The organism is Streptomyces sp. NPDC028314, assembly GCF_055565795.1.
In genome coordinates this window covers 1-24,484 of record NZ_JBVHTP010000002.1, presented here as the reverse complement: position 1 = coordinate 24,484, position 24,484 = coordinate 1, and the positions used below count along the sequence as shown (strand labels likewise).

Here is a 24,484-nt window from a genome sequence, read left to right as displayed (position 1 = left end):
ACCGCGACGACCGTCCCTCGGGTGGCTTCCGCTCCGGCGGCAGCGACCGTCCGTCCGGCGGCTTCCGCTCCGGCGGCGCCGGCGACCGCCCGTACGGCCGTCGTGACGACCACCGTCCGTCCGGTTCCGGTTCCACCGGCTCCTTCGGCGGCCGTCGTGACGACAAGCCGCGCTGGAAGCGCAACGGCTGACGCCTGAGCGCCATCTGACAGCGACTCGGCCCCCACGGCACTCCGGTGCGGTGGGGGCCGAGCCCGTTCCCGGAGCGGGAACGACGAAGCGCCCCGTCCGGCGAAAACCGGACGGGGCGCTTCGTCGAGCAGTAGGCCATGTCGGACTCGAACCGACAACCAACGGATTAAAAGTCCGCTGCTCTGCCAATTGAGCTAATGGCCCTCGGCGTGCTCACCCCAGAGCATAGCCGCAGAGGGGCGCAAGGCCGATCGGGTATCGACCGGAGTGGCTCCGGCGGTTTCCCGCCACGGGTGGTCGGTGCCCCCGTTCGGGGGAGGAGGCCGCAAGTGCGGCATTCCGGAGGCCGGTTGGCTTCCGGTCCCGACACCGGGCCGCTGGGGTCCCAAGGGCGGCCCCGGCAGCCTTCCAGATCCATTCTTACGGCTCTGACCTGGGGTTATGTGGTCCTGCGGGGTGGCCGGAAGGTTAATTGGCGGGGGCCGTCCCCCGAATGACGTAGAGTTGGGTTTACCGACGCGGGGTGGAGCAGCTCGGTAGCTCGCTGGGCTCATAACCCAGAGGTCGTAGGTTCAAATCCTGCCCCCGCTACTCAGTACAGAGGCCCGGTTCCCCTTGGGGAACCGGGCCTCTGTCGTTTCCCGTACTCCGCCCGCCGTCCCCGCCTGCCGGTCCGCCGGGCGTCACTCGTACGGCCCCGGCCGATTCGCCGCGGGGCGCTCCTGCCGCGAGCCTTGAGGGGCGCGGCGGCAGCGGGCCCGCACCCGTGCGAGGGACCGGGCGGCAGGAGACAGCGTGGTGGGGCTGGGCCGGCAGGGCAACGACGGAGGCGCGACCGGAGCCGGCCAGGGTCTGGCCCGGCGGGTGGTCCGCGCGCTGCCGATGGTGCTGATCGTGCTCGGCTTCGTCTTCGACCTGCTGACCCCGCCGAGCTTCACCGGCTCGCCCTTCTTCTCCGCCGCCCCGCTGATCGCCGCCCCGCTCTACTCGGCCCGGGCGACGCTCCTGACGGGCCTCGGTGCCACGCTCGCGGTGGTGGCGCTGCACCTCTACAACGGCACCAGCCTGAAGGCCGAGTCGCTGACCGAGCTGGCGACCGTGGTCACCGTCTCCGCGCTGGCGCTCCTCACCAACCGCGTCGTACGGCGCAGCGGCGAGCAGCTCGCGTCGGCGCGCGGGATCTCCGAGGCCGCCCAGCGCGCCGTGCTGCCGACGCCCGCCGAGCGGATCGGGGGCCTGTCCGTCGCCGCCTCGTACGAGGCCGCCCACGCGGACGCGTTCATCGGCGGGGACCTGTACGCGGTCCAGCAGACCCCGTACGGAGTGCGGCTGGTGGTGGGCGACGTACGCGGCAAGGGGCTGGGCGCGGTGGAGGCCGTCGCGGTGGTGCTGGGCGCCTTCCGGGAGGCCGCGGACTACGAGCCGACGCTGGAGGCGCTCGCACAGCGGCTGGAGCGCGCCCTGGCCCGGGAGGGCACGCGCCGCGACAGCCTGGACTCGGTGGAGGGGTTCACGACGTGCGTGCTCGGCGAGATCCCGGACGGATCCCAGGTGCTCCGGCTGGTGAACCGGGGGCATCCCGAGCCGCTGCTGCTGCACTCGGACGGGGGGCTGGCCGTGCTCGAACCGGCCGAGCCCGCACTGCCGCTGGGCATGGGCGATCTGGGGGCGCGCTGGCCGGACCGGGCGGGGGAGTGGGCGTTCCCGCAGGGCAGCACGCTGCTCCTGTACACGGACGGGCTGACGGAGGCGCGGGACGCGGCGGGGGAGTTCTACGATCCGGCGGCGCGGCTGCGCGGGCGCGTCTTCCCGGGGCCGGAAGAACTGCTCGACGCGCTCAGCAGCGATGTGCGCCGGCACACGGGCGGCGGGGCGACGGACGACATGGCGCTGCTGGCGGTGAGCCGGCCGGCCGAGGGGCAGCCGGAGCGCCGCCGGACGGTCCCGGTCGTCCCCCGCGACGACTTCGAGTGACGGTGTGTAGTGCAAGCGGAGCGGACGGTGAGGGTGAGTGACGGTTCGTCACTTGGACACTGTGGCTGATGTGGTGTGGGTCCGGGTCGAAATTTGCCCGAGTTGATCACTGTCAGGTTGAATGTCCAGGCCAAAGCTGTTCGGGGAGTGGCTGATTGGTATGAACGATCAATCGCAACAGCTTGGAATCACTCCCCCGCGTCTATTACCGTTCGATAACGCAGCGCGGTCGTCCCAGCCGTCGCAAGAGACGGCGCCGTATGCGTTCCCCCTTTTTCTGAGGAGTGTGCCCCCGTGGCCTCCAACTCGCCTGCCCCTGAAGGCATCGACATCCAGGAGCAGCCCACCGCGGGCGCCTGGGGCGAGTGGAACCCGACCGAGGACTCGGCGCGGCCCGTCCGCGGCAAGCACCGGGTGCTCAAGCCGCGCGGAGGCCTCGCCCGCAGTTCGACCGTGCTCGGTGTCGGCGTCATCGCGGCGGTCGGCGCGGGCGGTATCGCCACCGCGCAGGACCGGCCCCAAGTCGCCATATCCATGCCGTCGTTCCCGGACCTGATGGGCGACGACCACGCGTCCGGCGGCACGGACGAGACGGCCGCGGCCGAGACCGGTTCGGGGACGCGGACCGGGATCATCCCGCAGCAGGCCGACGGGCAGGTGCGGTCCCAGGGGCATGCCGACGCCGGGGAGGTCCTGCGCAACCGCATCCTCCAGCAGGCCGAGTCCCAGCAGCACGCCGCCGACTCCCAGGCCCGGGCGGACGCCGAGCGGGCGGCGCAGGAAGCCGCCGCCCAGGAGGCCCGGACCAAGCGGGCGGCGGCCGAGAAGGCCGCCGCCGAGCAGGCGGAGAAGGCCGAACAGGCCCGCGTGGCAGCGGAGAAGGAAGCCGCCGAGAAGGCTGCCGCCGCCAAGGCGGAGGCAGCGCGGACCGAGGAGGCGCGGACCGAGAAGCAGTCCGGCGGCTACTCGCTCCCGACCTCCGCCTACACGCTCACCTCGCACTACGGCGACTCCGGCTCCATGTGGTCCTCGGGCCACCACACCGGCCTCGACTTCGCCGCCCCGACCGGTACCCCGGTCAAGGCCGTGGGCAGCGGGAAGATCACCTCGGCCGGCTGGTCCGGGGCCTACGGCTACCGGATCGTGCTCCAGCTCGATGACGGCACCGAGATCTGGTACTGCCACCTGTCCTCGATGGCGGTGACCTCCGGCTCGGTCGGAGCGGGAGACACCATCGGCCGGGTCGGCGCCACCGGCAACGTCACCGGGGCCCACCTCCACCTCGAAGTGCGCAAGGGCGGCTCGACGGTGGACCCCCTGGCGTGGCTGACGGCCAAGGGGCTCAACGTCTGACGCAGGGGCACTTCACCGGCCCGGGCCGACGGGGCCCCGGCCGCCGGGGCTCAAGTCGCCGGGGCCCAGGCCGACGCGGCGGAAGTCGACCGGGCCCCGGCCGCCGGCCCTTAGCGCCGGGCCGGTTCCGCGGCCGGGCGCCTGCCGACCGGCAGCCTCGCGTCCGCCCGTCTCGGTGCCGGTACGGCGGCCAGCGCGGCCGCGCCCGCGGCCGGGATGGGGTCGAACCAGGGCGGGAGCAGCTCCTCCATGACCGCCGCCCGTGCCAGGGCGGGCGCCGCCGTGGCCCGGCGCAGCCAGAGACCCTGGAGCAACTCCCGCTCCCGCTCGGCAAAATCCGGCTCCCGGACCGGGCCGCCGCGGCGGGCGCGGTGGCGCAGCAGGGCGAGGGCGGCGGCATCCGCCTGGTACCGCGCGACGGCCCGGCCGGCCGCGCGGCCGCCGGTGTGCCGGGCCAGGGCGCGGGCCAGTGACCGGGCCGGCATCGAAGCCAGGGCCGGCACCTCCGCCGGGCGGAGCCAGCCCGCGGAGGCGTACACCGCCAGCTCGGCGGCGACGGCCCGCAGCAGGCGGCGCCGCATCCGCACCGCCACCCACAGCAGCAGCGCGAACGCCGGGACCATCACGCAGCCGTAGACCACGTAGAACCCGTACGGACCGAACTGCGAGGAGCTGTTCCACAGGGCGTGCATGCCCATGGCGGAGCCCAGCCCGAGCAGCGGCAGGCCGATCCGCGCCGGCCGGCGGGCGCTGAGCACGGCCGCGCCGAAGCCGAGGCCGGTGAGGACCGTGAACAGCGGATGCGCGAAGGGCGACAGCACTATCCGCACGAAGAAGGTCGCCGCGGTGACGGAGTCGAGCACACCGGTGTCCCCGGACAGATCGTCGTCGAAGGCATTGCCCAGGTAGAGGATGTTCTCCGTGAAGGCGAAGCCCGTGGCGGTGAACCCGGCCAGCACGTAACCGTCGGCGGGCCCGGCGAAACGACGTCTACGGAACGCGAACACCAGCAGCAGGGCCGCCGCCTTGGCGCTCTCCTCGACCACCGGCGCGATCGCCACCGACCCGAGCTGATCGGCGTCGGACGGGTCGGCGGTGGCCGCGGCTATCCACTGGGTGGCGAAGTTGTTGGCCAGTATCGCCATCAGTGCCGCGGTACAGGCTCCCCAGCCGAAGCAGAACAGCGACTGCCGCCAGGGCCCGGGCGCGGCCCGGGCCAGCCACCGGAACGCCGCCATGAGCGGCGGTACCGGCAGCAGGGCCAGCCCGAGCCCGACGAAGAAGCCGGGCGTGCCGGTCTGCTCCCGCACGAGCTCCAGGATCGCGATGCCGGGCACGGCGAGCAGGACGACGAGCACGTACGCACGGACCCGGCCCGACGGACGTGCGAGCACACCTGCGAGCGCTCGGTACACGTCATCACCCTAGCGAGCGGGTCTGACACCCGGAGTGACGTTGTCAGTTCTCCACGCGACGGAAGAGCAAGTCGTGTACGACGTGCCCCTTGTCGAGCCCCTGGCCCTCGAAGCGCGTGAGGGGACGGAAAACGGGGCGGGGCGCGTAGCCGCCGTCCGGCTGGGTGTTCTCGAACCGCGGGTGCGCGCTGAGCACTTCCAGCATCTGCTCGGCGTACGGCTCCCAGTCGGTCGCGCAGTGCAGCACCGCGCCGGGCGCCAGCCGGGTCGCGGCCAGGTCCAGGAACTCGGGCTGGATCAGACGGCGCTTGTGGTGGCGGGCCTTGGGCCACGGGTCGGGGAAGTAGACGCGCAGCCCGTCCAGGGAGTCGGCCGGCAGCATCTCGCGGAGCAGGATGATCGCGTCGCCGTTGGCCACGCGGACGTTTGTCAGGCCCTCGCGCTCCGCGAGCGCGAGGAGGTTCCCCTGGCCCGGGGTGTGCACGTCGGCCGCGAGGATTCCGGTGTCCGGGTCGGCGGCGGCCATCTGCGCGGTGGCCTCGCCCATCCCGAAGCCGATCTCCAGGACGACGGGCAGCCCGTCGAACATCGACTTGAGGTCGATGACCTCGTGCCCGTCGATGTCCAGCCCCCAGGTGCCCCAGAGCCGCTTCAGGGCTTCGCCCTGCCCGGTGGTCACCCGGCTGCGGCGCGGCTGGAAGCTGCGGATCCGGCGCTCGTGGTGCGAGCCGGCCGGGTCGGGCGCGGGCCCGTCGGGGAAGCGGGGCTCGGTGCGCCACTTGGGCGGCGTGTACGAAGAGCCGCCCTCGGGGGCGCTCGGCGACTGGGGATTCAGGGACTCAGACACAATGCGCCGATTCTACGGCCAGGGGGTCCCGCGCGCGGATCGCTCCCGGGGCGCGGGGCCGAGCGGGGCGGGGCCCGGCGGGGTCGGCCGGGGCGGGGCTCGGCGGGGGTCGACCAGGGCGGGGCTCCGCTCGGCGGGCTCGGCGGGGCGGGGTTCCGCTCGGCGGGCTCGGCGGGCTCGGCGGGGTGGGGGCCGACCGGAAGGGCCGGCCGGGGCGGGGCCCGCCCCGGGGGCGCCCGCTTCGGTCCGCCCCGGGGTCAGGCCGTGCGGAGCGCGGTGAGGGCTCGGCGGGCGACCTCGCGGCCGATCGGCAGCGACGCGGTCGCCGCCGGCGACGGGGCGTTCAGCACGTGCACCGTGCGCGGCGCCTCGCGGATCAGGAAGTCGTCCACGAGCGTCCCGTCCCGCAGGACCGCCTGCGCCCGCACCCCCGCCGCGGCCGGGACCAGGTCCGCCGAGGAAACCTCCGGCAGGAGGCGGCGTACGGCCTCGGTGAAGGCCCGCTTCGACAGCGAGCGGTGGATCTCCCCGGCCCCGTACCGCCAGTGCCGGGCGGCCATCCGCCAGGATCCCGGCCAGGCGAGCTCGTCCGCGAGGTCCCGCGGCCGGACCACGCCCCAGCCGTACCCCTCCCGCGCCAGCGCCGGCACCGCGTTCGGCCCGACATGGACCCCGCCCCCCACCCCGCGGGTCAGATGCACCCCGAGGAAGGGGAACGCCGGGTCGGGCACCGGGTAGACCAGCCCCCGGACCAGCGACGGCCGCGCCAGGTCGTAGTACTCCCCCCGGAACGGGATGATCCGCATCCCCGGGTCGTCCCCGGCCAGCCGCGCGATCCGGTCGCACTGCAGGCCCGCGCAGTTCACCAGCACCCGCGCCCGCACCACGACACCCGCCGACGTGCGCACCGCGACCCCGGCCGGGCGACGGGAGACCAGGTCCACCGCCCCGCCGTAGACGACCTCCGCGCCCGAGGACTCCGCCAGCTGCTCCGCGACCTGCCCGTAGTCCACGATCCCGGTGGTGCCGACATGGATCGCGGCCAGCCCGCGCACCTCCGGCTCGTACTCCGAGATCTGCGCCGGACCCAGCTCCCGCACGGGGATGCCGTTCTCCCGGCCGCGCTGGACCAGCGCGTGCAGCCGCGGCAGCTCGGCCCGCTCCGTGGCGACGATCAGCTTCCCGGTCACCTCGTGCGTGATGCCGTGCTCCGCGCAGAACTTGACCATCTCGGCGGCCCCGCTGACGGCGAACCGCGCCTTCAGTGATCCGGGCCGGTAGTAGATCCCGCTGTGGATCACCCCGCTGTTGCGGCCCGTCTGGTGCCGGGCCGGGCCGGGCTCCTTCTCCAGGACGACCACCCGGGTCCCCGGGGCCAGCCGCGCCAAGGCGTGCGCCGTCGACAGGCCGACGATCCCGCCGCCGATCACCAGCACATCGCAGTCCACGCCGCCGCCCACGCTGACACCTCCCACCCCTGCATACTGCACCCCGCCACCGACAACGTGGCTACGCGGGGGCCACCAGCAGCGGCCGGGCCCGCTCGCGCAGCTCCACGACGCGCGGTTCGTCCCCGTACGGTTCCAGCCGGTGGAGCAGGTCCCGTACGTACTCGTTCGTCCGCGCCGAGGAGATCCGCCCCGCGACCTCCACCGCCCGGGTGCCCGCCGCGCAGGCCGCGTCGAGGTTGCCGGACTCCAGCTCGGCGACCGCGCTCACCACCAGGCGTAAGCCGTGCGAGCGTACGAACTCCTCCGTCGGCCGGGACAGCGCCTGCTCGGTGAAACGCCGTACCTGCCGGGGCAGTTTGAGGTCCCGGTAGCATTCCGCCGCATCCGCCGCGAAACGGTCGTACGAGTAGAAACCCAGCCAGGTCGGATCCGCGTCGCCGTCCCGGGCCCGCTCCAGCCAGCCCTCCGCCGCCCGCAGCGCCGCCCCCGCGGCCACCGGGTCACCCGCCTTCGCGTGCGCCCGGGCCTCGACGAGGCGGAAGAAGCTCATCGTGCGGGCGGTCGCGAGGCCGCGGTTGCGCTCGACCGCCGCCTGGGCCAGGTCCACGCCCTCGTCCGGGAAGTCGCGGTAGGTCGCCTGGAGGGACATCGAGGCCAGCACGTACCCGCCGAGCGGCACGTCGGCGGCCGCGCGGGCCAGGCGCAGCGCCTGGATGTAGTACCGCTGGGCCGCCTCCTGCTGACCGGTGTCGAAGGCCATCCACCCGGCGAGCCGGGTCAGTTCGGCGGTCGCCCCGAACAGCGCCCGCCCCACCTCGTCGGTGTAGGAGCCGAGCAGCAGCGGCGCCGCGTCCACCCGCAGGCACTCCGGCACCATCGAGGAACGCCAGTCGCCCCCGCCGTACTTGGAGTCCCAGCGGCGCGCGTCCTCGGCCGCCTCGCGCAGCTTCGTCACGTCGCTGTGGCCCACGCGCTGCGGGGACGCCTCCGACAGCGGTACGGACCCTCCCGCCGCGGCGCCCGGTTCGCGCGGGGCGTGCGCCGCGTGTGCGGGGCGTGCACCCCGCCCGCCCGGCGCGGCCAGCACACCGCGCGCCGCCTCGGGGGTCTTCTCCGGAGCCTGCTCCTGCGCCTGCGCGGATCCGGGAGCCACCGGCCCGGCGGCTCCTGCCGCGTCGGCCGGCGCCGCGTCGGCCGGGGCTTCCCGCACCTGCCCGCCCCTGGAGCCGCCACCGCCCCCGCCACCCGGCTCCCGCGCCACCGAACTGTCGGCCGGAGATATCAGCCAGCGCGAAGCGGGCGTCGCGTACGCGGACACGGCAAAGGAGCCGGCCAGCGACTGCCAGATCCCGCCACCGCCCCGCCGCCCCGCGAGGTCGAGCCGGTACAGATCGGTGGCCGACCGCACCGCCGCCCCCACGTCGCGCGGGAAGGCCAGCCCCACCTCCGGCGCGGGGTCCGCGTCCGCCAGGCCGATCTCGTGCAGCGGGACCGGCCGCCCCAGCTTCGCGCCGATGGCGGCGGCGATCAGATGCGGGGCCGCGCCCTGCGGGACCATCCCCTTGGACACCCACCGGGCCACCGACGTCTTGTCGTACCGAAGCGTCAGGCCGCGCTGCGCGCCGAGGTCGTTCACCCGCCGGGCCAGCCCGGCGTTGCTGATGCCCGCGAGGGCGAGGACGGCGCCGAGCTTCTCATTGGGCTCGCGGAGCTCCCTGGACATGCGCCACCCCTCGTCACACGCGGAACGCAGACGCCGCCGGGGCATAGGCGCCCGGCATTTCGTAAACCCAGCGTAGTTCCCCGCCTCCCAAGCGTTAAGGCCTCCCCTTCCGTATGGCGGGATTGTTGTCCGTATGCACAGTCGGGGAGGGGCCCACACCCGGGGCGCACGTGTCACCGCGTGCTCCGTCCGTGTGGCCGTGCGCCCGGCCGTGCGCTCTGGCCGCTCCCGGGACGCGGCGATTCGATGTGCGGTGCGTGGGTCGGCCCGCTGCGTGGATCCGGTGGGCCGGGGGATGCCGCTGCCTCAATCCCCGCGGGTGGCGGAACGGTCCGGGGGGTGGATCCCGCCTCCCGGGCCGCGCCCCGGGGACCGGTCGGCGGGGGGAGTCCGTACGGCCCAAGAATGGCTGAAACCGACCTATGGGGCGGTGGGAACGGAACGCCAAATACCGCGTGGCGGGGGCGTGTTCGTTTGCATGTGCGCCCCCCTTAACCACTCTCGCACGCCTGTCTCGTGGCAGCATGGACCCCGAGCCACCCGGGGTCCGCACGGTCACGCCCGCACGCCGACCGACCTGTACGTGCCCCGGTCATTTGCCCACAGGCTGGGGAGGCGGCGGCGGTGCGCTGGTTGGTCGGGTGGAGCAGTATCGCCGCGAGCTTCGGCACGGCCGGACGGGTCTCCGGCCAGGGCGTTTCCGGTTCCGCGAACGGGTCCCCGTACGGAAGCCCGTACGGATCCGGCGCGACCGACCCCGGATACGCGGCCGCGTACGCGGACCCCCTCCACGGCGGCATCGCGGACGCCGCCTACCCCGACGACCCCGCGGCCCAGGACGCCGAACGCACCGTCCACCCCGTCGGCGCCCAACTCCTCTGGGGCGACCCCGACCCCCTCTGGGCCGTCGGCGACTGGCGCCCCGACGACATCCGCACCGTCACCGCGGACCCCGCCGACCCCTTCACCCGGCTCGCCGTCCTCGGCTGCTGCGGAGCCACCGACGCCGAACTGCGCCGCGCCCTGTACGCCGCCCGCGGCGGAGCCCTGCGCCACCTCACCCAGTGGTCCGGCAGCTACACCGCCGTCGTCCAGGCCGGCCGCCGCATCACCGTCCTCGGCGACCTCGCCGGCGCCCGGCCCGTCTTCTACACCCCCTGGGCAGGCGGCACCGCGTACGCCACCGCCGCCCTCCCGCTCGCCGACCTCATCGAGGCGCAGCTCGACATCGGCCACCTCGCCGCCCTGCTGGCCTGCCCCGACAGCCCCGAGGCACTGGGCGACGGCACACCGTACGTGGGCGTACGGCGCATCCCGCCCGGCCACACACTGATCCTGCGCGAGGGCTCCCGGGAGATCACCGGGTACGAACCGGTGGCCTCCCTCGCCGTGGCCGCGCCCGAGGCCGACCCGGAGCGCGCGGTGGAGGGCGTACGGGAAGCTTTGGTCGACGCGGTGCGCGCCCGGCTCACGGCGCCCCGGCATGCTCCCGACGCACTGGTGCCCGACCCCGGACCCGTGCCCGGAATGGGCCCCGCCGACCGGCGCGCGGCCCGCGGCGCCCCCGCACCGGGGGTCGGCGCCGACCTCTCCGGCGGCAGCGCCTCCGCCACCCTGGCCCTGCTCGCCGCCGGCCTGCCCGGGGCCCCCGGCACCGTCCTCGGCCGGTCGGGGGAGAGGCTGCTGGCGGTCACCTTCAACGACCTCGCCACCCCCCAGGGCCGCGAGGCCGAACTCGAACGCGCCCACGCCATCGCGGCCGACCCCCGCCTGCACCACGTCGTCGTGGCCGCCGCCGAGGAAGCCCTCCCGTACGCCGACCTCGACGGACCGCTCACCGACGAACCCGGCCCCTCCCTCGTCTTCGCCGCCCGCGAACGCCGCAGACTCGCAGCCGGCTCCGCCGACCACTTCACCGGCCACGGCGCCCGCCAGGTCCTCGACGCCCACCCCGCCCGGCTGGCCGACCTCCTGATGGACCGCCGCAGACGCCACCTGATCCGCCCGGTCGCGGCCCTGGCCCGCTCCGCCCCCGGCGACTCCCTGCTGGTCCCGCTCACCGTCTACTCCGCAGCCCGCCGCCTCGCCCGCACCCCCTACCGCGCCGGCATGGAAGCCGCCGCCGCCCGCCTGCGCGACGGAGCCGCCCCCGGCGGTGCGCTCACCCCGGTCGACGCCTCCCTCGCCGCCCTCACCTGGTCCCGGCCCGGCCCGGCGGCGGGCTGGCTGACCGGCGAAGCCCTGGCGGAAGTATCGATAAGGCTCGCCACCGCCGCAGGCCGCCCGCCGCTGTCCCTGCGCCCCGGCGAAGCCCGCGCCCGCGCCGTCCTGGCCCGGCACGCCGCCGACCACCGCGTCTTCGAGCAGGCCGTCGAGGTCCGCAGCCAGCGCCTGCACGCCCCGTTCCTGGACAACCAGGTCGTACGGGCCGCCCGCGCCCTGCCCGAGTCCCTGCGCGTACAGCCCGGGGCCCGGGCGGCGATCCTGCGCAGCGTCCTGTCCTCGGCCGGCGTACGCGAACTCCCGCCCGGCTGGGGCGCCGGCGCCCACGCCCCCAACGAGACGGCGACCCGGCTCGGCCTGCGCGCCGCCCTGCCCGGCCTGCAGTCCCTCTTCTCCGCGCCCCTGCTGGCGGACGCCGGCCTGATCGAGGCCCGGGTCGTCCGACAGGCCCTGCTCGACGCGGCGGACGGCCGCCCCGTCCCGCTCGACGGGCTCGCGGAACTCGTCTCGATGGAACTGTGGCTCCGCCGCCTCCTCGCCCGGCGCGGCACCTGCTGGACGGGCACCACGTCCCCCCGCCGCCGCGCGGTCCCGACGGGCATCCCCCACCGGGCGGCCCTCTCCTGACCGTTGCCCTGCCCGGGCGGTTTCCGGGGTTCGGGGTGCCCCCATGACCCCAGGGCACCGGCCAGGGCAACGGCCTAAAACCCCCACCCACCCCGGCCAGGGGAAAGGCATAGTTGCCCGGTGCAGTACCTCATCCTCGGCCCCACAGAGGCACGCGACGAGACCAACGCCCCCCTCCCCATCGGCGGCGTCCGTCTCCGCGCCCTGCTCGCCGCGCTCGCCCTGCGCGCCGGCTCCCCGGCCGCCGCGAGCGTTGCCGACCTCGTCGACGAGGTCTGGGGCGACGACCCGCCCCAGGACGCCCCCGCCGCCCTCCAGGCCCTCGTCTCCCGGCTCCGCCGCGCCCTCGGGTCCCGCGACCGCGTCCTCGCCGACCCCACCGGCGGCTACCGCCTGGCCGCCGCCCGGGAGGACGTCGACCTGCACCGTTTCACCCGGCTCGCCCGCCAGGGCGCCCAGGAGCTGGCCGCCGCCCCCGCGGATCCCGCCACCGCCGCCGCAACCCTCCGCTCCGCCCTCGCCCTCTGGCGCGGCCCCGCCCTCGCCGACCTCCCCGAGCCGGCCCGTGCCGCCCACGCGGCCCGCCCCGAGGCGCTCCGTACGGCAGCCCTGCGCGACCGGATCGAAGCCGACGTCCGGGCGGGCACCCCGGACCCGGCGTCCCTGCTCCCCGAGCTGGAGGCGCTGATCCACGAACGCCCGTACGACGAACCCCTCCGCGCCCTCCAGATCCGCGCCCTGCGCGCCGCGGGCCGCCCCGCCGACGCCCTCGCCGCGTACGAGCGCACCCGCCGCACCCTCGCCGAAGGCCTCGGCACCGACCCCGGCCCCGCCCTCCGCGCCCTCCACACGGAACTGCTCCAGCCGGCCCCCGCCCCCGCCCCCGCCCCGGCCCCGGCCCCGGGCGGCAACCTCCGCCCCCGCCTCACCTCCTTCGTCGGCCGCGAGCCCGAACTCGCCTCCCTCCACGCCGACCTGGCCCAGCACCGCCTCGTCACCCTCACCGGCCCCGGCGGCTCCGGAAAGACCCGCCTGGCCGAGCACGCGGCCGCCGCCCACCCCGAACCGGGCTGGCTCGTCGAACTCGCCCGCCTCGACCACCCCGCCGCCGTCCCCGGCGCCGTCCTCAGCGCCCTCGGCCTGCGCGAGAACACCCTGGTCGCCCGCGACAAGCTCCCGCCCGACGACCCCACGACCGTCCTCCTCGACCACTGCGCGCACCGCCGCCTGCTCCTCGTCCTCGACAACTGCGAGCACGTCATCGACGCCGCCGCCGAGCTCGCGGAACGCCTCCTCACCCACTGCCCCGGCATCCGGGTCCTCGCCACCAGCCGCGAACCCCTCGGCGTTCCCGGCGAAGTCCTCCGCCCCGTCGAGCCGCTGCCGCCCGACCCCGCGCACCGCCTCTTCGCAGACCGCGCCGCCGCTGCCCGCCCCGGCTTCACCCCCGACGAAGACCCGGACGCCGTCGCCGAGATCTGCGCCCGCCTGGACGGGCTGCCGCTCGCCATCGAGCTGGCCGCCGCCCGGCTGCGGCTGCTGACCCCCCGCCAGATCGCCGACCGCCTCGACGACCGGTTCCGCCTGCTGACCGGGGGCGCGCGCACGCTGCTGCCCCGCCAGCAGACCCTGCGCGCCGTCGTCGACTGGTCCTGGGACCTGCTCAGCGAACCCGAACGCGTCGTCCTTCGCCGTCTGTCCGTCTTCTCCGGCGGCTGCGACCTGCCCGCCGCCGAGACCGTGTGCGCGCAAGCCGGCCTCGACGTGGCCGACACCCTCGGTTCCCTCGTCGACAAGTCCCTCGTCCTGGCCGAGCCCTCCGCCGACGGCATGCGCTACCGGATGCTCGAAACCATCCACGAGTACGCCGCCGCCCGCGCCGCCGCCGAACCGGCCGACACCCGGGCCACCGTCCTGTGCCACACCGCGCACTTCCTCGCCCTCGCCGAGGAGGCCGAACCCCTGCTGCGCTCCGCCGCCCAGCTCCCCTGGATCCGGCGCATCGAGACCGAGCTGGACAACTTCCGCGCGGCCCTCCAGCAGGCCGTCCGCGGCGCCGATCCGGAGACCGGCCAACGCCTGGTCATGGCCCTCGGCTGGTTCTGGTGGCTGCGCAACTACCGCACGGAAGGCGCCGAGTGGACCAGCCGGGTCCTCGCCGGCGTACCCGCCGAACCGTCCGAGGGCTCACCCGGGTTCCTGCCCTACCTGCGCCTCCAGGTGCTCCACATGTTCCTGCGCGCCGAATCCAACGCGCCCGCGGAGTTCCGCACCCCCGAGTACCGGGCCCTCGCCGCGCGCATCAAGCAGGTGTTCCGCCAGGGCTCCCCGGAGACCGCCCGCTTCCCCGGGATCCTGTGGCCGATGACCGCCATGCTCGCCGGGGACCTCCTCGACTTCCACAGCGACCTCGACGAGGCCGTGGAGAACTGCCGCCGCTACGGGGGCGACTGGGAGCTCGGCGTCATCCTCATGCTCCGCACCCATGTCGCCATCGACCTCACCGGCGGCCTGCACACCGTCGACGCCGACCTCGCCGAACTCCACGAGATCGCGCGGCGCGTCGGCGACCGCTGGACGCGCGCCCAGGTGTCCAGCGCCGCCGGCGAGGTCGCCCTCTCCCGCGGCCACTACGACTGGGCCCGCGCCGAGTACGAGGAGTGCCTGCGCCTGGCCCACGAGGTCGGGGCGCACATAGAGGCGCCCTTCGCGATCGCCCGGATCGCGGAGACCGCCTACTCCTCCGGGGACATGGCGGGCGCGGGGCGGCTGCTGGCCGAGGCGGACCTGGAGTCCACCAAGTACGGAGGGGTGTACGACGTACGGGCCTACGCGCGGCTGCTCGCCTCGCTGATCGCCATCCAGGAGGGTGACTTCGACCGGGCACGCGCCGAACACGCGGTGGCCCGCTCCGAGGGCCGGGCGATGACCGTGCCCCCGCAGTTCACCGCCGGACTCGACAACGTGGACGCCGTCCTCACCGCCCGCGAGAAGGGCACGGCATCCGCTCTGGCCGGGATCGGGCCGGCCTTCGCGGAAGCCGTCTCCGCCCACTGCGCGGAGCGGGTCCTGGCCGCCCTCGCCGAGACCGCGGCCGTACTGCTCGCCGCCGAGGACCGCCCCGCGGAAGCCGTACGGGTCCTCGCGGCCGCCACCGCATGGCGGGCTGGCTACCCCCGCTCGGTCCCGGAGGCGGCGGCCCTGGACGGGTTCCCCGCCCGGACCCGCGCCCTGCTGGGCGCCGCCCGCCACTCCCGGGAGGAGTCGGCGGGCGCCGGGCTCACCCCGGCCGATGTCGCGGCCCTGCTCAACGGCAGCTGATCACCGCGTCGGCCCAGCCGGCCAGCGTCGGCAGGCTGCCCTGCCCGGCCCGTTCCACCACCAGCCGCAGGCTCTCGCGGCCGGCCAGGGACACCTCGACGCGGGCCGGCCCGTCGCCGTACCCGAGCGCACCCGACTGCCACAGCCGCTGCCCGTCGCCGTACACCGAGAACCGCACCCGGCCGTCGGTCAGCAGCGCCAGCCCGTCCACCCCGGCCCGCGCCGAGAAGCGCGTGCACTGCCGGTTGAGGCTGATCTCCACCGAGGAACGGGAGTCGACGGTGATCCCCTGCCCGAACCGCTGCCCCCCGACCACCAGTCCCCAGCGCTGCCACACCCAGCTGCTGCGCCAGGTCTCCAGCTCCGGGCCCGTGTGCTTCCCGTACGCGGAGTGGCCGAGCCGAGCCAGCTGGAACCCCTGCGGCGCCGTGGGCGCGGGCGAAGGCGTCGGCTTGGCCCGGGTGGGAGCGGGCCGCGGCGCCGGGGTCACGGCAGCCGGCTTCGACACCGAAGGCGCGGCCGAAGGAGGCCGGCCCGGAGCCGCCACCGGCGTCTTGGGCGCCGGGGCGGCACTCCGCCGCGGCGGTACGGGAACCCGCGCAGCCGGTGTCTCCTCCGGCGGGCTCGGCTCCGGCGCGGGCGGGGCGGCTTCCGGCACGGCCGGGGCGGCCATGCTCGGCGCCGGCTTCGCCCGGGCCTGCGGCTCGGGATCGTCCCCGGCCAGGGCGAACACCACCCCGGCGGCCGCCGCGACCGCGATCCCGGCGGCGATGGCGGCCTTGGCGGGCAGCCCCAGCCCCTCGGACACCACCGCGCCCCCGGCCGAGGACCCGGCCCCGCCGGCCGCAGCCGCCCCGGAAGCCCCCGCGCCGGCAGCCCCGGCAGACCCCGCCGCACCCGCCGCACCGGCCCCGGCTCCCGCCGAAGACCCGCCCACGGCGGCGGCCGCAGCCCCCGCACCACCGGCGGCAACGGCCCCACCGGCCACCACCCCGGCCGCCTTGGCCGCGTACCCGGCGGCGAACCACCCGATGACCGCGACCGGCAGCAGCGCGGGGATGCCCGCGTTGACGTCCTTGAGCTCGCCGGCGGCCAGCCGGCACTTGGCGCACTCCTCCAGGTGCTTGCGCAGCCCCCGCTCGGCCCGCATCCGCAGCCCACCGCGCGCATAGGCGCCCAGCCGGTCCGCGTACCGCGCGCAGTCCCCGCCCTCGACCAGCGCCGAGCTCACGTGCGCCTGCAGATAGGCCTGCTTGAGTCCCTCCCGGGCCCGGCCGGCCAGCACCGCGGTCGCATTCGCGCTCAACCCGAACAGCGGGGCGATCGCACTCGGAGAGGCCTCCTCGACGGTGGTGTGCCACAGCACGGCCTGCCACCGCTCCGGCAGGCTGCGGAAGGCCTGCATGGCCAGCGACTGCTCGGCCTCGTGCATCGCCCGGACCTCCGCACCGAGCTCCAGGGTGTCGTCCCCCGAGAGCCCGGACAGTCCGGCCCCGCTCTCCGCCCCCGTGGCCGCCTGCTCCGCGAACAGCGCGAAGTCCTCGACCAAGTGCTCCCGCTTGGCGGTCTTCGCCCAGGCGGCCGCGACCCGCCGCACGGTGGTCAGCAGATAGGCCCGCACCGACTGGTCCGGCCCCGCCCCGCCCCGTACCGCCTGCAAGGTCCGCGCGAACACCTCGGCGGTCAGGTCGTCCGCGGTGTGCGCGTCCCGGCAGCAGGTGCGCGCGTAGCGCCGTACGGAATCGGCGTGCCGACGGAACAACTCCTCGTACGCACCGTCGTCCCCGCCGCGCATCCGGGCGATCAGGTCACCGTCGGACGGAGGCAGATCACCGCTCCCGGCTCCCGGTGCGGCGTGCCGGCCATGCGGTTCCCGCTGCGCCGGGACCTGCCGGGCGGGCGGGCTGCCGGCCTCGACCTCGCCGCCCGCGCCACCGAGTGACCCGTCCCGCCCGTCAACGCCCATCGCGGAAGCCCCCGCACGACACACTCAACCGGTACACCGATCCAGCGTGGCACACGGCGCGGGCAGCCCGGACCCGTCTCCGGCCCATCCACCCATCCGGGGACAATCCGGCGAATCGCCGTACTGTTCCTCACCCGTTCGAGTGAGCGACCGTTCGAGGAGCCGGATTGACCTCCACCCCGACAGGGGCCGGGAACCACGACCGGAGCACCCGAGGCAGCAGCACGCACCACACGGCGCTCACCGCAGGCTTCTCACCGCGCAGTACTCACCGCGCAGTGCTCACCTGACCCCGGCTCTAGCCGACTTCGGCCTTCGCCAGGCCCCGGATTCACCAAGCCCCGACCCTCAACGCGGCCCGGCTCGCCGAGCCCAGGCGCTCACCGCGCGGTGACCACACACTGGCCACCACGCGGCTCGGCACCCACGCCCGGCGTCGCCACACCCGGGTGTCACCACCCGCCGTCACGACACCCCGGCTCGCACCGCGTCCGGCGCCGCCGCACCCGGCTCTCACCCGGCCCGCCGGCATCGCACCCGGTTCAGGCCGTCCGCGACCGCAGCCCCTCCAGCAGGATGTCGAGCAGCCGGGCCGAAGCCGCGGCCTGCTGCGCCGGGTCCGGCAGGGCGGGCGCGGCGGTCGCTATCACCAGCAGTACATCGGCCACGGTGACGTCGGTGCGCAGCGCACCCGCCTCCCGGGCGCGGTCCACCAGCCGGCCGACCACCTCCAGCAGCGCGCCCGCGCCGGAGTCGTCCGCCGGCTCCTCGGCGGAGGTCCGCGGCGCGCCCACGACCCGCAGCTCCGGCGCGCCGGCCTGGCGCTGGTGCGGGACACGGGCCTCCTCGGCCTCCTCGACCCCGTCCGCACCGTCCGGGCCGCCGACCCGCAGCACCTGCGGCGGCAGCAGTCGTCCCGCGCCGGAGGCCACGGAGGTGCGCAGGAAGCGCGAGAGGGCCTGCCACGGCTCCTCCTCCTGGCCCAGCGCGGCCTTGGCCTGGTCGGTCAGCCGGGCCGTCTCTTCCTCCGCTATACGCCGGACCAGTACGTCCTTGCTCGGGAAGCGCCGGTACACGGTGCCGACACCGACCCGTGCGCGCCGCGCCACGTCCTCCATCGGAGCCCCGTAGCCCAGCTCGCCGAAGACCTCGCGAGCCGCACGCAGCACGTGTTCGAGATTGCGCTGGGCGTCGACGCGCAGCGGCGTCGAACGGCCCACTCCGTGCGTGGTGGCACCTGTCATCACGCGGCCGCTGTCGGCAGACAGAGCGGTCGCAGAGCCATGGAAATCGGAAATGTGCATATGTTTCCCCCGGTAATCATTTGTCTCCCCCCGGAGACACTCCCCGCCTTCGCGTCGAGGGGGGCCACGGTCATGAGGGCCCTGGTCCTACTCCTCGACGAGATACGAACATAGTTGAGCCAGAGTCAATTCAGAAGAGGCAGCCCGGGACGGAGCACCGCCCGATCGGAGCATTCACCCCCACTTTTCCGCCGCAAGCCTCCGGAATCACCCCCTCCGCCCCTGCTGACCTGGGCTCCTTTAGTCAGATCCAGACCCTCGGACCACCCCGTCACACCACCCCCTCCGGTCACACAATTTGCGCGGCCTGTGGACAAACTCCCGGCCACGATGCGTCATGGGACGGTGAAGGCTGCTAACTCCCGGGGCACGGCCCCCGGTACCCCGCCCCGAACGCGCATCCTCGTCGTCGGCGGCGGCTACGTCGGCATGTACACGGCGCTCCGGCTCCAGCGGAAGCTGAGATCGGGAGAGGCCGAGGTCACGGTGGTCACTCCCGAGCCCTACATGACGTACCAGCCTTTCCTCCCCGAAGCGGCCGCGGGATCCATCTCCCCCCGCCACGTCGTGGTGCCCCTGCGCCGCGTCCTCGGCAAGTGCCGCATCCTCATCGGCGAGGCCAAGCGCATCGACCACGCGAAGCGGACCGTCACCGTCACCACCCTCGCCACCGCCGAGGAGGGCACCGGAGACACCGAGATCGAATACGACGAACTCGTCCTCGCCCCCGGCTCCATCTCGCGCACGCTCCCCGTCCCGGGACTCGCCGACTACGCCATCGGATTCAAGACCGTCGAAGAAGCCATCGGCCTGCGCAATCACGTCATCGAACAGATGGACATCGCCTCCTCCACCCGCGATCCCGCCATCCGGGACGCCGCGCTCACCTTCGTCTTCGTCGGCGGCGGATACGCCGGAGTCGAAGCCCTCGGCGAACTGGAGGACATGGCCCGCTACGCGGCGCGGTACTACCACAACATCAAGCCCGAGGACATGAAATGGGTACTGGTCGAGGCGAGCGACCACATCCTCCCCGAGGTCGGCCCCGAATTGGGCGTCTACACCGTCCGTGAACTGCGCAGACGCAACATCGACGTACGCCTGGAAACCAGACTCGAATCCTGCGAGAACCGGGTCGCCGTCCTCAGCGACGGCGCCCGCTTCCCCACCCGCACCGTCGTGTGGACCGCCGGCGTCAAACCCCACCCGGTGCTCGCCGCCTCCGACCTCCCGAAGAACGAACGCGGCCGGCTCGCCTGCACCTCGTTCCTCACCGTCGAGGGCGTCGAACACGCCTGGGCCGCCGGCGACGCGGCGGCCGTCCCCGACATCACCGCCCCGGAACCCGGCCGCGAATGCGCCCCCAACGCGCAGCACGCCCTCCGCCAGGCCAAGGCGCTCGCCGACAACCTCGTCTCCTCGCTGCGCGGCGGACTGCTCACCGAGTACGCCCACAAGTACTCCGGATCCGTCGCCTCCCTGGGCCTCCACAAGGGCGTCGCGCACGTCTACGGCCGCAAGCTCAAGGGCTACCCCGCCTGGTTCATGCACCGGGCCTACCACCTCAGCCGCGTCCCCACCTTCAACCGCAAGATGCGCGTGCTCGCCGAATGGACCCTGTCGGGGCTCTTCAAGCGTGAGATCGTCTCCCTAGGCTCCCTCGAACACCCCAGGGCAGAATTCGAACTCGCCGCAGGTGGCGGCCCGAAGGAGCCGCCGCCACGCCCAGCCCCCAACCCTCCGAAGGACAGCCAGGGCTGACGTTGTCAGTGCGGTCGGTCACACTGGACGTGTGACCATAGGTGGGCTCACACCTGCACAGAGTGACACCGTCCGGCGATCGATCTGGGGGGCACCGCCCAGCGGTAGCTGGGGGAGACACAGCGACCACTTGCGACACCACGAGGCTTGAACGCAGTGAACTTCACGCGCTGGAGCGCACGGTTTCCCGGAACGCAGCGCCGCGCCGCCGCCCGGACCGAACACGCCGCCGCCCAGGCCAAACGGGGCGAAGGCTCGGTCCCGGCAGCCCGCGGCGCGGCCGCCCACTCCGCGACACCCCCGGACGGCACCCCCGCCGACCCCACCGTCTCCGGAACCGGCACGGCCCCCCTCGCCGCCGTGCCCTCACTCGACGAGCTCTCCGTACGCGAGGTCCTCGGCCTGCTCCCGGCCCTCGTGGCCCTCGTCCACGGCCCCGAGCACCGCGTCGCGTACGTCAACGACGCCTACACCGCCGGCTTCGGCCCCCGCACCACGGGCGCCCCCGCCCACGAGGCCCTCCCCGAACTCGGCGAGCTCGGCCTGCTCCCGCTCCTCGACCAGGTCCAGCGCAGCGGCAAGCCCCGTACCGCCAAGAACCGCACCGCACCCGGCGGCGGCAGCTCGTACACCGTGACCTGCACCCCGGTCGACTTCCCCAAGGCCGACACCGAGAGCGAACCGGACCCGCACCACACCGGCGTACTGGTCCACCTCGCCGACGTCACCGACCACGCCGAGGCCGTGGAGCGGCTCCGCGCGAGCGAACGCCGCCAGCGCGAGGCAGCCGTGACCCTCCAGCGCTCCCTCCTCCCGCAGGAGCTGGAGCAGCCCGACGACCTCCGCATCGCCGCCACCTACCAGCCCGGCGGCACCGAGGCGGCCGTCGGCGGCGACTGGTACGACGTCATCACCCTCGGCGCCGGCCGCACCGCCCTCGTCATCGGCGACGTCATGGGCCGCGGCGTCCGCGCCGCCGCCGTCATGGGCCAGCTGCGCACCGCCGTCCGCGCCTACGCCCGCCTCGACCTCCCGCCCCACGAGGTCCTCCAGCTCCTGGACGGACTCGCCGCCGAGATCGACGCCAGCCAGATCGCCACCTGCGTCTACGCCGTCCACGACCCCAACGAGGGCCTGCTCGCGTACGCCTCCGCCGGCCACCTCCCGATCCTGGTCCGCGACGAGGACGGCACCGTACGCCGCGCCGCCGACCCCACCGGCCCACCGCTGGGCACCGGCGGCTGGCTGCACACCTCCGGCACCATCGCGCTGGGCCCGGGCTCGACCGCCGTCCTCTATACGGACGGCCTGGTCGAACGCCGCGGCGAGGACATCGACGAAGGCGTCGCCGCGCTGGAGCGCGCCCTCTCCGGCGCCCAGGGCACACCCGCCGTCATCTGCGACCGCCTGATGCGCGCCCTCGGAGTCGACGCCGACCACGACGACGACGTGGCCGTGATGGTCCTCCAGCAGCCCGCCCGCTCCGGAGCCGACGCGGAGCTCTTCCACAACGCCGCCCTGGAACTCCTCGGAGGCATCGAGGCGGCCCCGCGCGCCCGCGCCTTCGCCCAGGGCGTCCTGGCCTCCTGGCGCTTCCCGGTCGAACTGTGCGACCTCGGCGTCCTCGCGGCCAGCGAGCTCGTCGCGAACTCCCTGCAGCACGGCACCCCGCCCATGCGGCTCCGCCTGCGCCGCACCGACCGCCGCCTGATCATCGAGGTCACCGACGGGGACGACCACCTCCCGCGCCGCCGCCGCGCCGAACCGGCCGACGAGACCGGCCGCGGCATCTCGATCATCGCGACCATCGCCTCCAGCTGGGGCTCCCGCCGCACCCCCGGCGGCGGCAAGGCCGTCTGGTGCGAGTTCGCCCTGCCGGACAAGCAGCCGGACAAATAGGAAGACCGAGCAGGACGGCCAGGAAGACACGAAGGAGCCCCCGGTCCACCGGACCGGGGGCTCCTTCACACACGTCCTACGCCGCTCCTACGCGGCCACCGGCTCGGAGGCCTTCGCAACGGAGACCGGCACCACCGGCACACCCTTGAGCAGCGAAGGGTTGTCCTGCACGGGCGTCAGCTGCTTCCCGAGCCGCAGCGCCAGCCAGGCGATGCCGAGCGAGACCGCGACGAAGACCCCGATGTAGAGCATCGGCACGCCCGCGCCCAGCGGCACACCCAGCGGCCCCAGCGCCAGCGCCATCTGCTTGACCAGCGCGAAGGCGGAGTTGTACTGGCCCACCGAGCCCTCGGGAGCCAGGTCCGCCACCAGCGGGGCGAGCGTCGGCGACAGCATGGCCTCGCCGATCCCGAAGAGCGCGTACGTGGTCACGAACGCGGCGGCGGCCACCATCGCGCTGCCGTGCCCCAGCCCCGAGAACCCGGCGATGACCCACGCACCGGTCCAGATCAGACCGACCAGCGCGATCACCCGCGACCGGCGGCGCTTCTCGACCAGCTTCAGTACGACGAACTGCGCGAGGACGATCGCACCCGTATTGGCGGCGAGCGCGAACCCGAGCGTGGACGGGGAGATCCCGGCGGCTTCCGTACCGAAGGCCGCCAGACCCGACTCGAACTGTCCGTAGCAGGCGAAGAAGATCACGAAGCCCAGCACCAGCAGCTTGACCATCGCCTTGTGCCGCAGCATCCGCTGCCGGCCGCCACCCGGCTGGGACGGGTCCTTGGGCATGGCGTCCTTGATGCTCGGCGCGTGCGGCAGCCGCACGGTCGCGATGATCCCGGCCAGCACCAGGAACATCACGGCCTCGATGCCGAACAGCAGGGTGAAGCTGCCCGGGTGCTGCACGTCGACGATCTGGCCGCCGATGAGGCCGCCGATGCCCAGCCCGAGGTTCTGCATGAAGAATTGCAGGGCGAACGCACGGGTCCGGCTGGTCGGCGTCGAACACCACACGATCATCGTGGCCAGCGCCGGCTGCATCACGGCCTGCCCGGCACCGAGCGCCAGGGCGGACAGCAGGATCGGCACGATCCCGGTCGAGAGCCCCAGCGAAAGCGCTCCCACCGACGCCGCGACCGCCGCACCCATGACCACGGGAACCGGACCCCGTCGGTCGATGACGCGACCGGTGAAGGGCAGCGCGACGAGAGCGCCCAGGGCGAAGGCCACGAACGCGCTCGTGGCGGCCATGGAGCCCAGATCTCGCACCTGCGCCACGTAGATGTAGAGGAACGGAACCGTGAAGCCGATGCCGAACGCGGTCAACGCGTTCCCGGCCTGGATCCGCCGCATCGCAGCGCCCATCACCTTGGTCACTTCTCACCGCCTTGATAACTGAAGACTGAAGACTTCATACCTAAAGTTCGATGCTTAAGACTACACATCGAAGGAGTTAGACGCCAACGGGCTCGTGCCATACTTCGACGCATGGGTGACACCGACGGCACTACGCCCGTCCACGAGCCGAGCCTCGACGAGCAGATCGCCGTCTATCAGCGCGAGTTCCAGGACCTCGACCCCCAGGTCGAGAAGGTGGTCTCGGCGCTGAGCCGGCTGAACCGCCGGATGAACGTCGCGTACGGACGCCAGACCGCGGCCCTGGGCATCAGCAACGCGGAGTGGGAGGTCCTCAAGGCCCTCGTCATCTCCGGAGCCCCGTACCGGATGGGCCCGAGCGAACTCGCGAAGCAGCTGGGCCTGACGCCGGCGGCGATGACGCACCGGATCGACCGCATGACCGCGGAGGGACTGGTCACCCGCGAGCGGGACGAGTCCAACCGGGTCCGCGTGATCGTGGAGCTCACGGACGAGGGCCGCAGCAAGTGGCTCGACGCCATGCGCGCGGCCACGGTCTTCGAGGAGGACCTGCTCCAGGACCTCTCCACCGCCGAACGCGGCGTACTGGGCGACATGCTGACCCGCCTGCTGGACCGCGTGGAGGACCTCCAGGCCCGGGGTTGACACACCCCCCTCGGATCCGTAAGGTTCTTCGAGTTGTCCCAGAGTCAACTGGTTTTGCGGGCAACAACTCCCGCCGCCTCGTTGCGGCACCCAACTCAGCACGATCTCCCACCGGGAACGAATTCGGCATGCCCGAATTCATTTCCGAAGGCCGATTATGAATCGCCTGGGAAATCCACTAGAGTTCTGGGAGTCGGAAGGGCCCAACAGCCCGGAAGGCAAACCCCGCTGACTGGGGGTCAGGCCCGAAAGAGTCTGATAGAGTCGGAGACACAAGAACGAAGGAAGCGCCCGGAGGAAAGCCCGACGAGGGTGAGTACAAAGGAAGCGTCCGTTCCTTGAGAACTCAACAGCGTGCCAAAAATCAACGCCAGAAGTTGATACCCCGTCCACTCCGGTGGAT

General features: G+C 74.0%; 16 protein-coding genes and 2 tRNA genes. 10 read left to right on the top strand and 8 right to left on the bottom strand.

The features are described from left to right. Positions 1-191, top strand: a 191-nt coding sequence (locus ACZ4TG_RS04170; RefSeq protein WP_468159797.1) for a hypothetical protein, incomplete at its 5' end; no start/stop codon positions are given. A 132-nt stretch (positions 192-323) separates the two neighbouring features. Here ACZ4TG_RS04170 and ACZ4TG_RS04165 read toward each other — a convergent pair. Then, a tRNA-Lys gene (locus ACZ4TG_RS04165) sits at positions 324-396 on the bottom strand. 313 nt (positions 397-709) lie between these two features. On the opposite strand from ACZ4TG_RS04165, the gene ACZ4TG_RS04160 reads away from it, so the two are divergent. The 3 genes from ACZ4TG_RS04160 to ACZ4TG_RS04150 all read left to right on the top strand — a co-directional run bounded on the left by ACZ4TG_RS04160 (position 710) and on the right by ACZ4TG_RS04150 (position 3,519). Next, positions 710-783 (top strand) — tRNA-Met (locus ACZ4TG_RS04160). Positions 784-987: 204 nt separating this feature from the next. Further along, a complete protein-coding gene (locus ACZ4TG_RS04155; RefSeq protein WP_468159796.1) occupies positions 988-2,166 on the top strand; it encodes a PP2C family protein-serine/threonine phosphatase in 1,179 nt (392 codons plus the stop codon). A 294-nt stretch (positions 2,167-2,460) separates the two neighbouring features. Next, positions 2,461-3,519 (top strand): M23 family metallopeptidase, encoded by a 1,059-nt coding sequence (locus tag ACZ4TG_RS04150; protein WP_468159795.1) that lies wholly within the window; start codon positions 2,461-2,463, stop codon positions 3,517-3,519. Positions 3,520-3,629: 110 nt separating this feature from the next. On the opposite strand, the gene ACZ4TG_RS04145 is transcribed toward ACZ4TG_RS04150, so the two are convergent. The 4 genes from ACZ4TG_RS04145 to ACZ4TG_RS04130 all read right to left on the bottom strand — a co-directional run bounded on the left by ACZ4TG_RS04145 (position 3,630) and on the right by ACZ4TG_RS04130 (position 8,955). Further along, a complete protein-coding gene (locus tag ACZ4TG_RS04145) occupies positions 3,630-4,934 on the bottom strand; it encodes a PrsW family intramembrane metalloprotease (protein WP_468159794.1) in 1,305 nt (434 codons plus the stop codon). Positions 4,935-4,977: 43 nt separating this feature from the next. After that, a complete protein-coding gene (gene trmB, locus ACZ4TG_RS04140; RefSeq protein ID WP_468160415.1) occupies positions 4,978-5,769 on the bottom strand; it encodes a tRNA (guanosine(46)-N7)-methyltransferase TrmB in 792 nt (263 codons plus the stop codon). 269 nt (positions 5,770-6,038) lie between these two features. Then, positions 6,039-7,271, bottom strand: a complete 1,233-nt coding sequence (lhgO, locus tag ACZ4TG_RS04135) for an L-2-hydroxyglutarate oxidase (RefSeq protein WP_468159793.1) — start codon at positions 7,269-7,271, stop codon at positions 6,039-6,041. Positions 7,272-7,290: 19 nt separating this feature from the next. After that, the gene (locus ACZ4TG_RS04130; protein WP_468159792.1) at positions 7,291-8,955 is read right to left on the bottom strand and encodes a sporulation protein; all 1,665 of its coding nucleotides are present in this window, start codon (positions 8,953-8,955) and stop codon (positions 7,291-7,293) included. 624 nt (positions 8,956-9,579) lie between these two features. Between ACZ4TG_RS04130 and ACZ4TG_RS04125 the strand changes: the two genes are divergently transcribed. Together ACZ4TG_RS04125 and ACZ4TG_RS04120 are read left to right on the top strand one after the other, a co-directional pair. Next, the gene (locus ACZ4TG_RS04125; RefSeq protein WP_468159791.1) at positions 9,580-11,805 is read left to right on the top strand and encodes an asparagine synthase-related protein; all 2,226 of its coding nucleotides are present in this window, start codon (positions 9,580-9,582) and stop codon (positions 11,803-11,805) included. Between the two features lie 120 nt (positions 11,806-11,925). Beyond that, positions 11,926-15,126 (top strand): AfsR/SARP family transcriptional regulator, encoded by a 3,201-nt coding sequence (locus ACZ4TG_RS04120; protein WP_468159790.1) that lies wholly within the window; start codon positions 11,926-11,928, stop codon positions 15,124-15,126. Here ACZ4TG_RS04120 and ACZ4TG_RS04115 read toward each other — a convergent pair. Beyond that, on the bottom strand, positions 15,113-16,921 hold the full coding sequence (locus tag ACZ4TG_RS04115) for a sigma-70 family RNA polymerase sigma factor (RefSeq protein ID WP_468160413.1): 1,809 nt from the start codon (positions 16,919-16,921) through the stop codon (positions 15,113-15,115). The two genes, ACZ4TG_RS04120 and ACZ4TG_RS04115, sit on opposite strands and share 14 nt — an antisense overlap. Between ACZ4TG_RS04115 and ACZ4TG_RS04110 the strand changes: the two genes are divergently transcribed. Further along, positions 16,874-17,068 carry a hypothetical protein gene (locus tag ACZ4TG_RS04110; RefSeq protein ID WP_468160460.1) on the top strand — a complete coding sequence of 65 codons (195 nt, stop codon included), beginning with the start codon at positions 16,874-16,876 and terminating at the stop codon, positions 17,066-17,068. The genes ACZ4TG_RS04115 and ACZ4TG_RS04110 overlap by 48 nt on opposite strands. A 566-nt stretch (positions 17,069-17,634) precedes the next feature. On the opposite strand, the gene ACZ4TG_RS04105 is transcribed toward ACZ4TG_RS04110, so the two are convergent. Further along, entirely contained in the window at positions 17,635-18,396 is a 762-nt protein-coding gene (locus ACZ4TG_RS04105) for a TetR/AcrR family transcriptional regulator (RefSeq protein WP_468159789.1), read from the bottom strand. Between the two features lie 330 nt (positions 18,397-18,726). On the opposite strand from ACZ4TG_RS04105, the gene ACZ4TG_RS04100 reads away from it, so the two are divergent. Beyond that, positions 18,727-20,157: an NAD(P)/FAD-dependent oxidoreductase gene (locus ACZ4TG_RS04100; RefSeq protein ID WP_468159788.1), complete on the top strand. Its 1,431-nt coding sequence runs from the start codon at positions 18,727-18,729 to the stop codon at positions 20,155-20,157. A gap of 156 nt (positions 20,158-20,313) precedes the next feature. Beyond that, entirely contained in the window at positions 20,314-22,056 is a 1,743-nt protein-coding gene (locus ACZ4TG_RS04095) for an ATP-binding SpoIIE family protein phosphatase (protein ID WP_468160411.1), read from the top strand. Positions 22,057-22,143: 87 nt separating this feature from the next. Here the strand turns inward: ACZ4TG_RS04095 and ACZ4TG_RS04090 are convergent, their stop codons facing one another. Further along, complete coding sequence (locus tag ACZ4TG_RS04090; RefSeq protein ID WP_468160409.1) at positions 22,144-23,424, bottom strand: MFS transporter; 1,281 nt, start codon at positions 23,422-23,424, stop codon at positions 22,144-22,146. A 123-nt stretch (positions 23,425-23,547) separates the two neighbouring features. On the opposite strand from ACZ4TG_RS04090, the gene ACZ4TG_RS04085 reads away from it, so the two are divergent. Then, on the top strand, positions 23,548-24,081 hold the full coding sequence (locus ACZ4TG_RS04085) for a MarR family winged helix-turn-helix transcriptional regulator (RefSeq protein ID WP_468159787.1): 534 nt from the start codon (positions 23,548-23,550) through the stop codon (positions 24,079-24,081). Positions 24,082-24,484 lie beyond the last annotated feature (403 nt).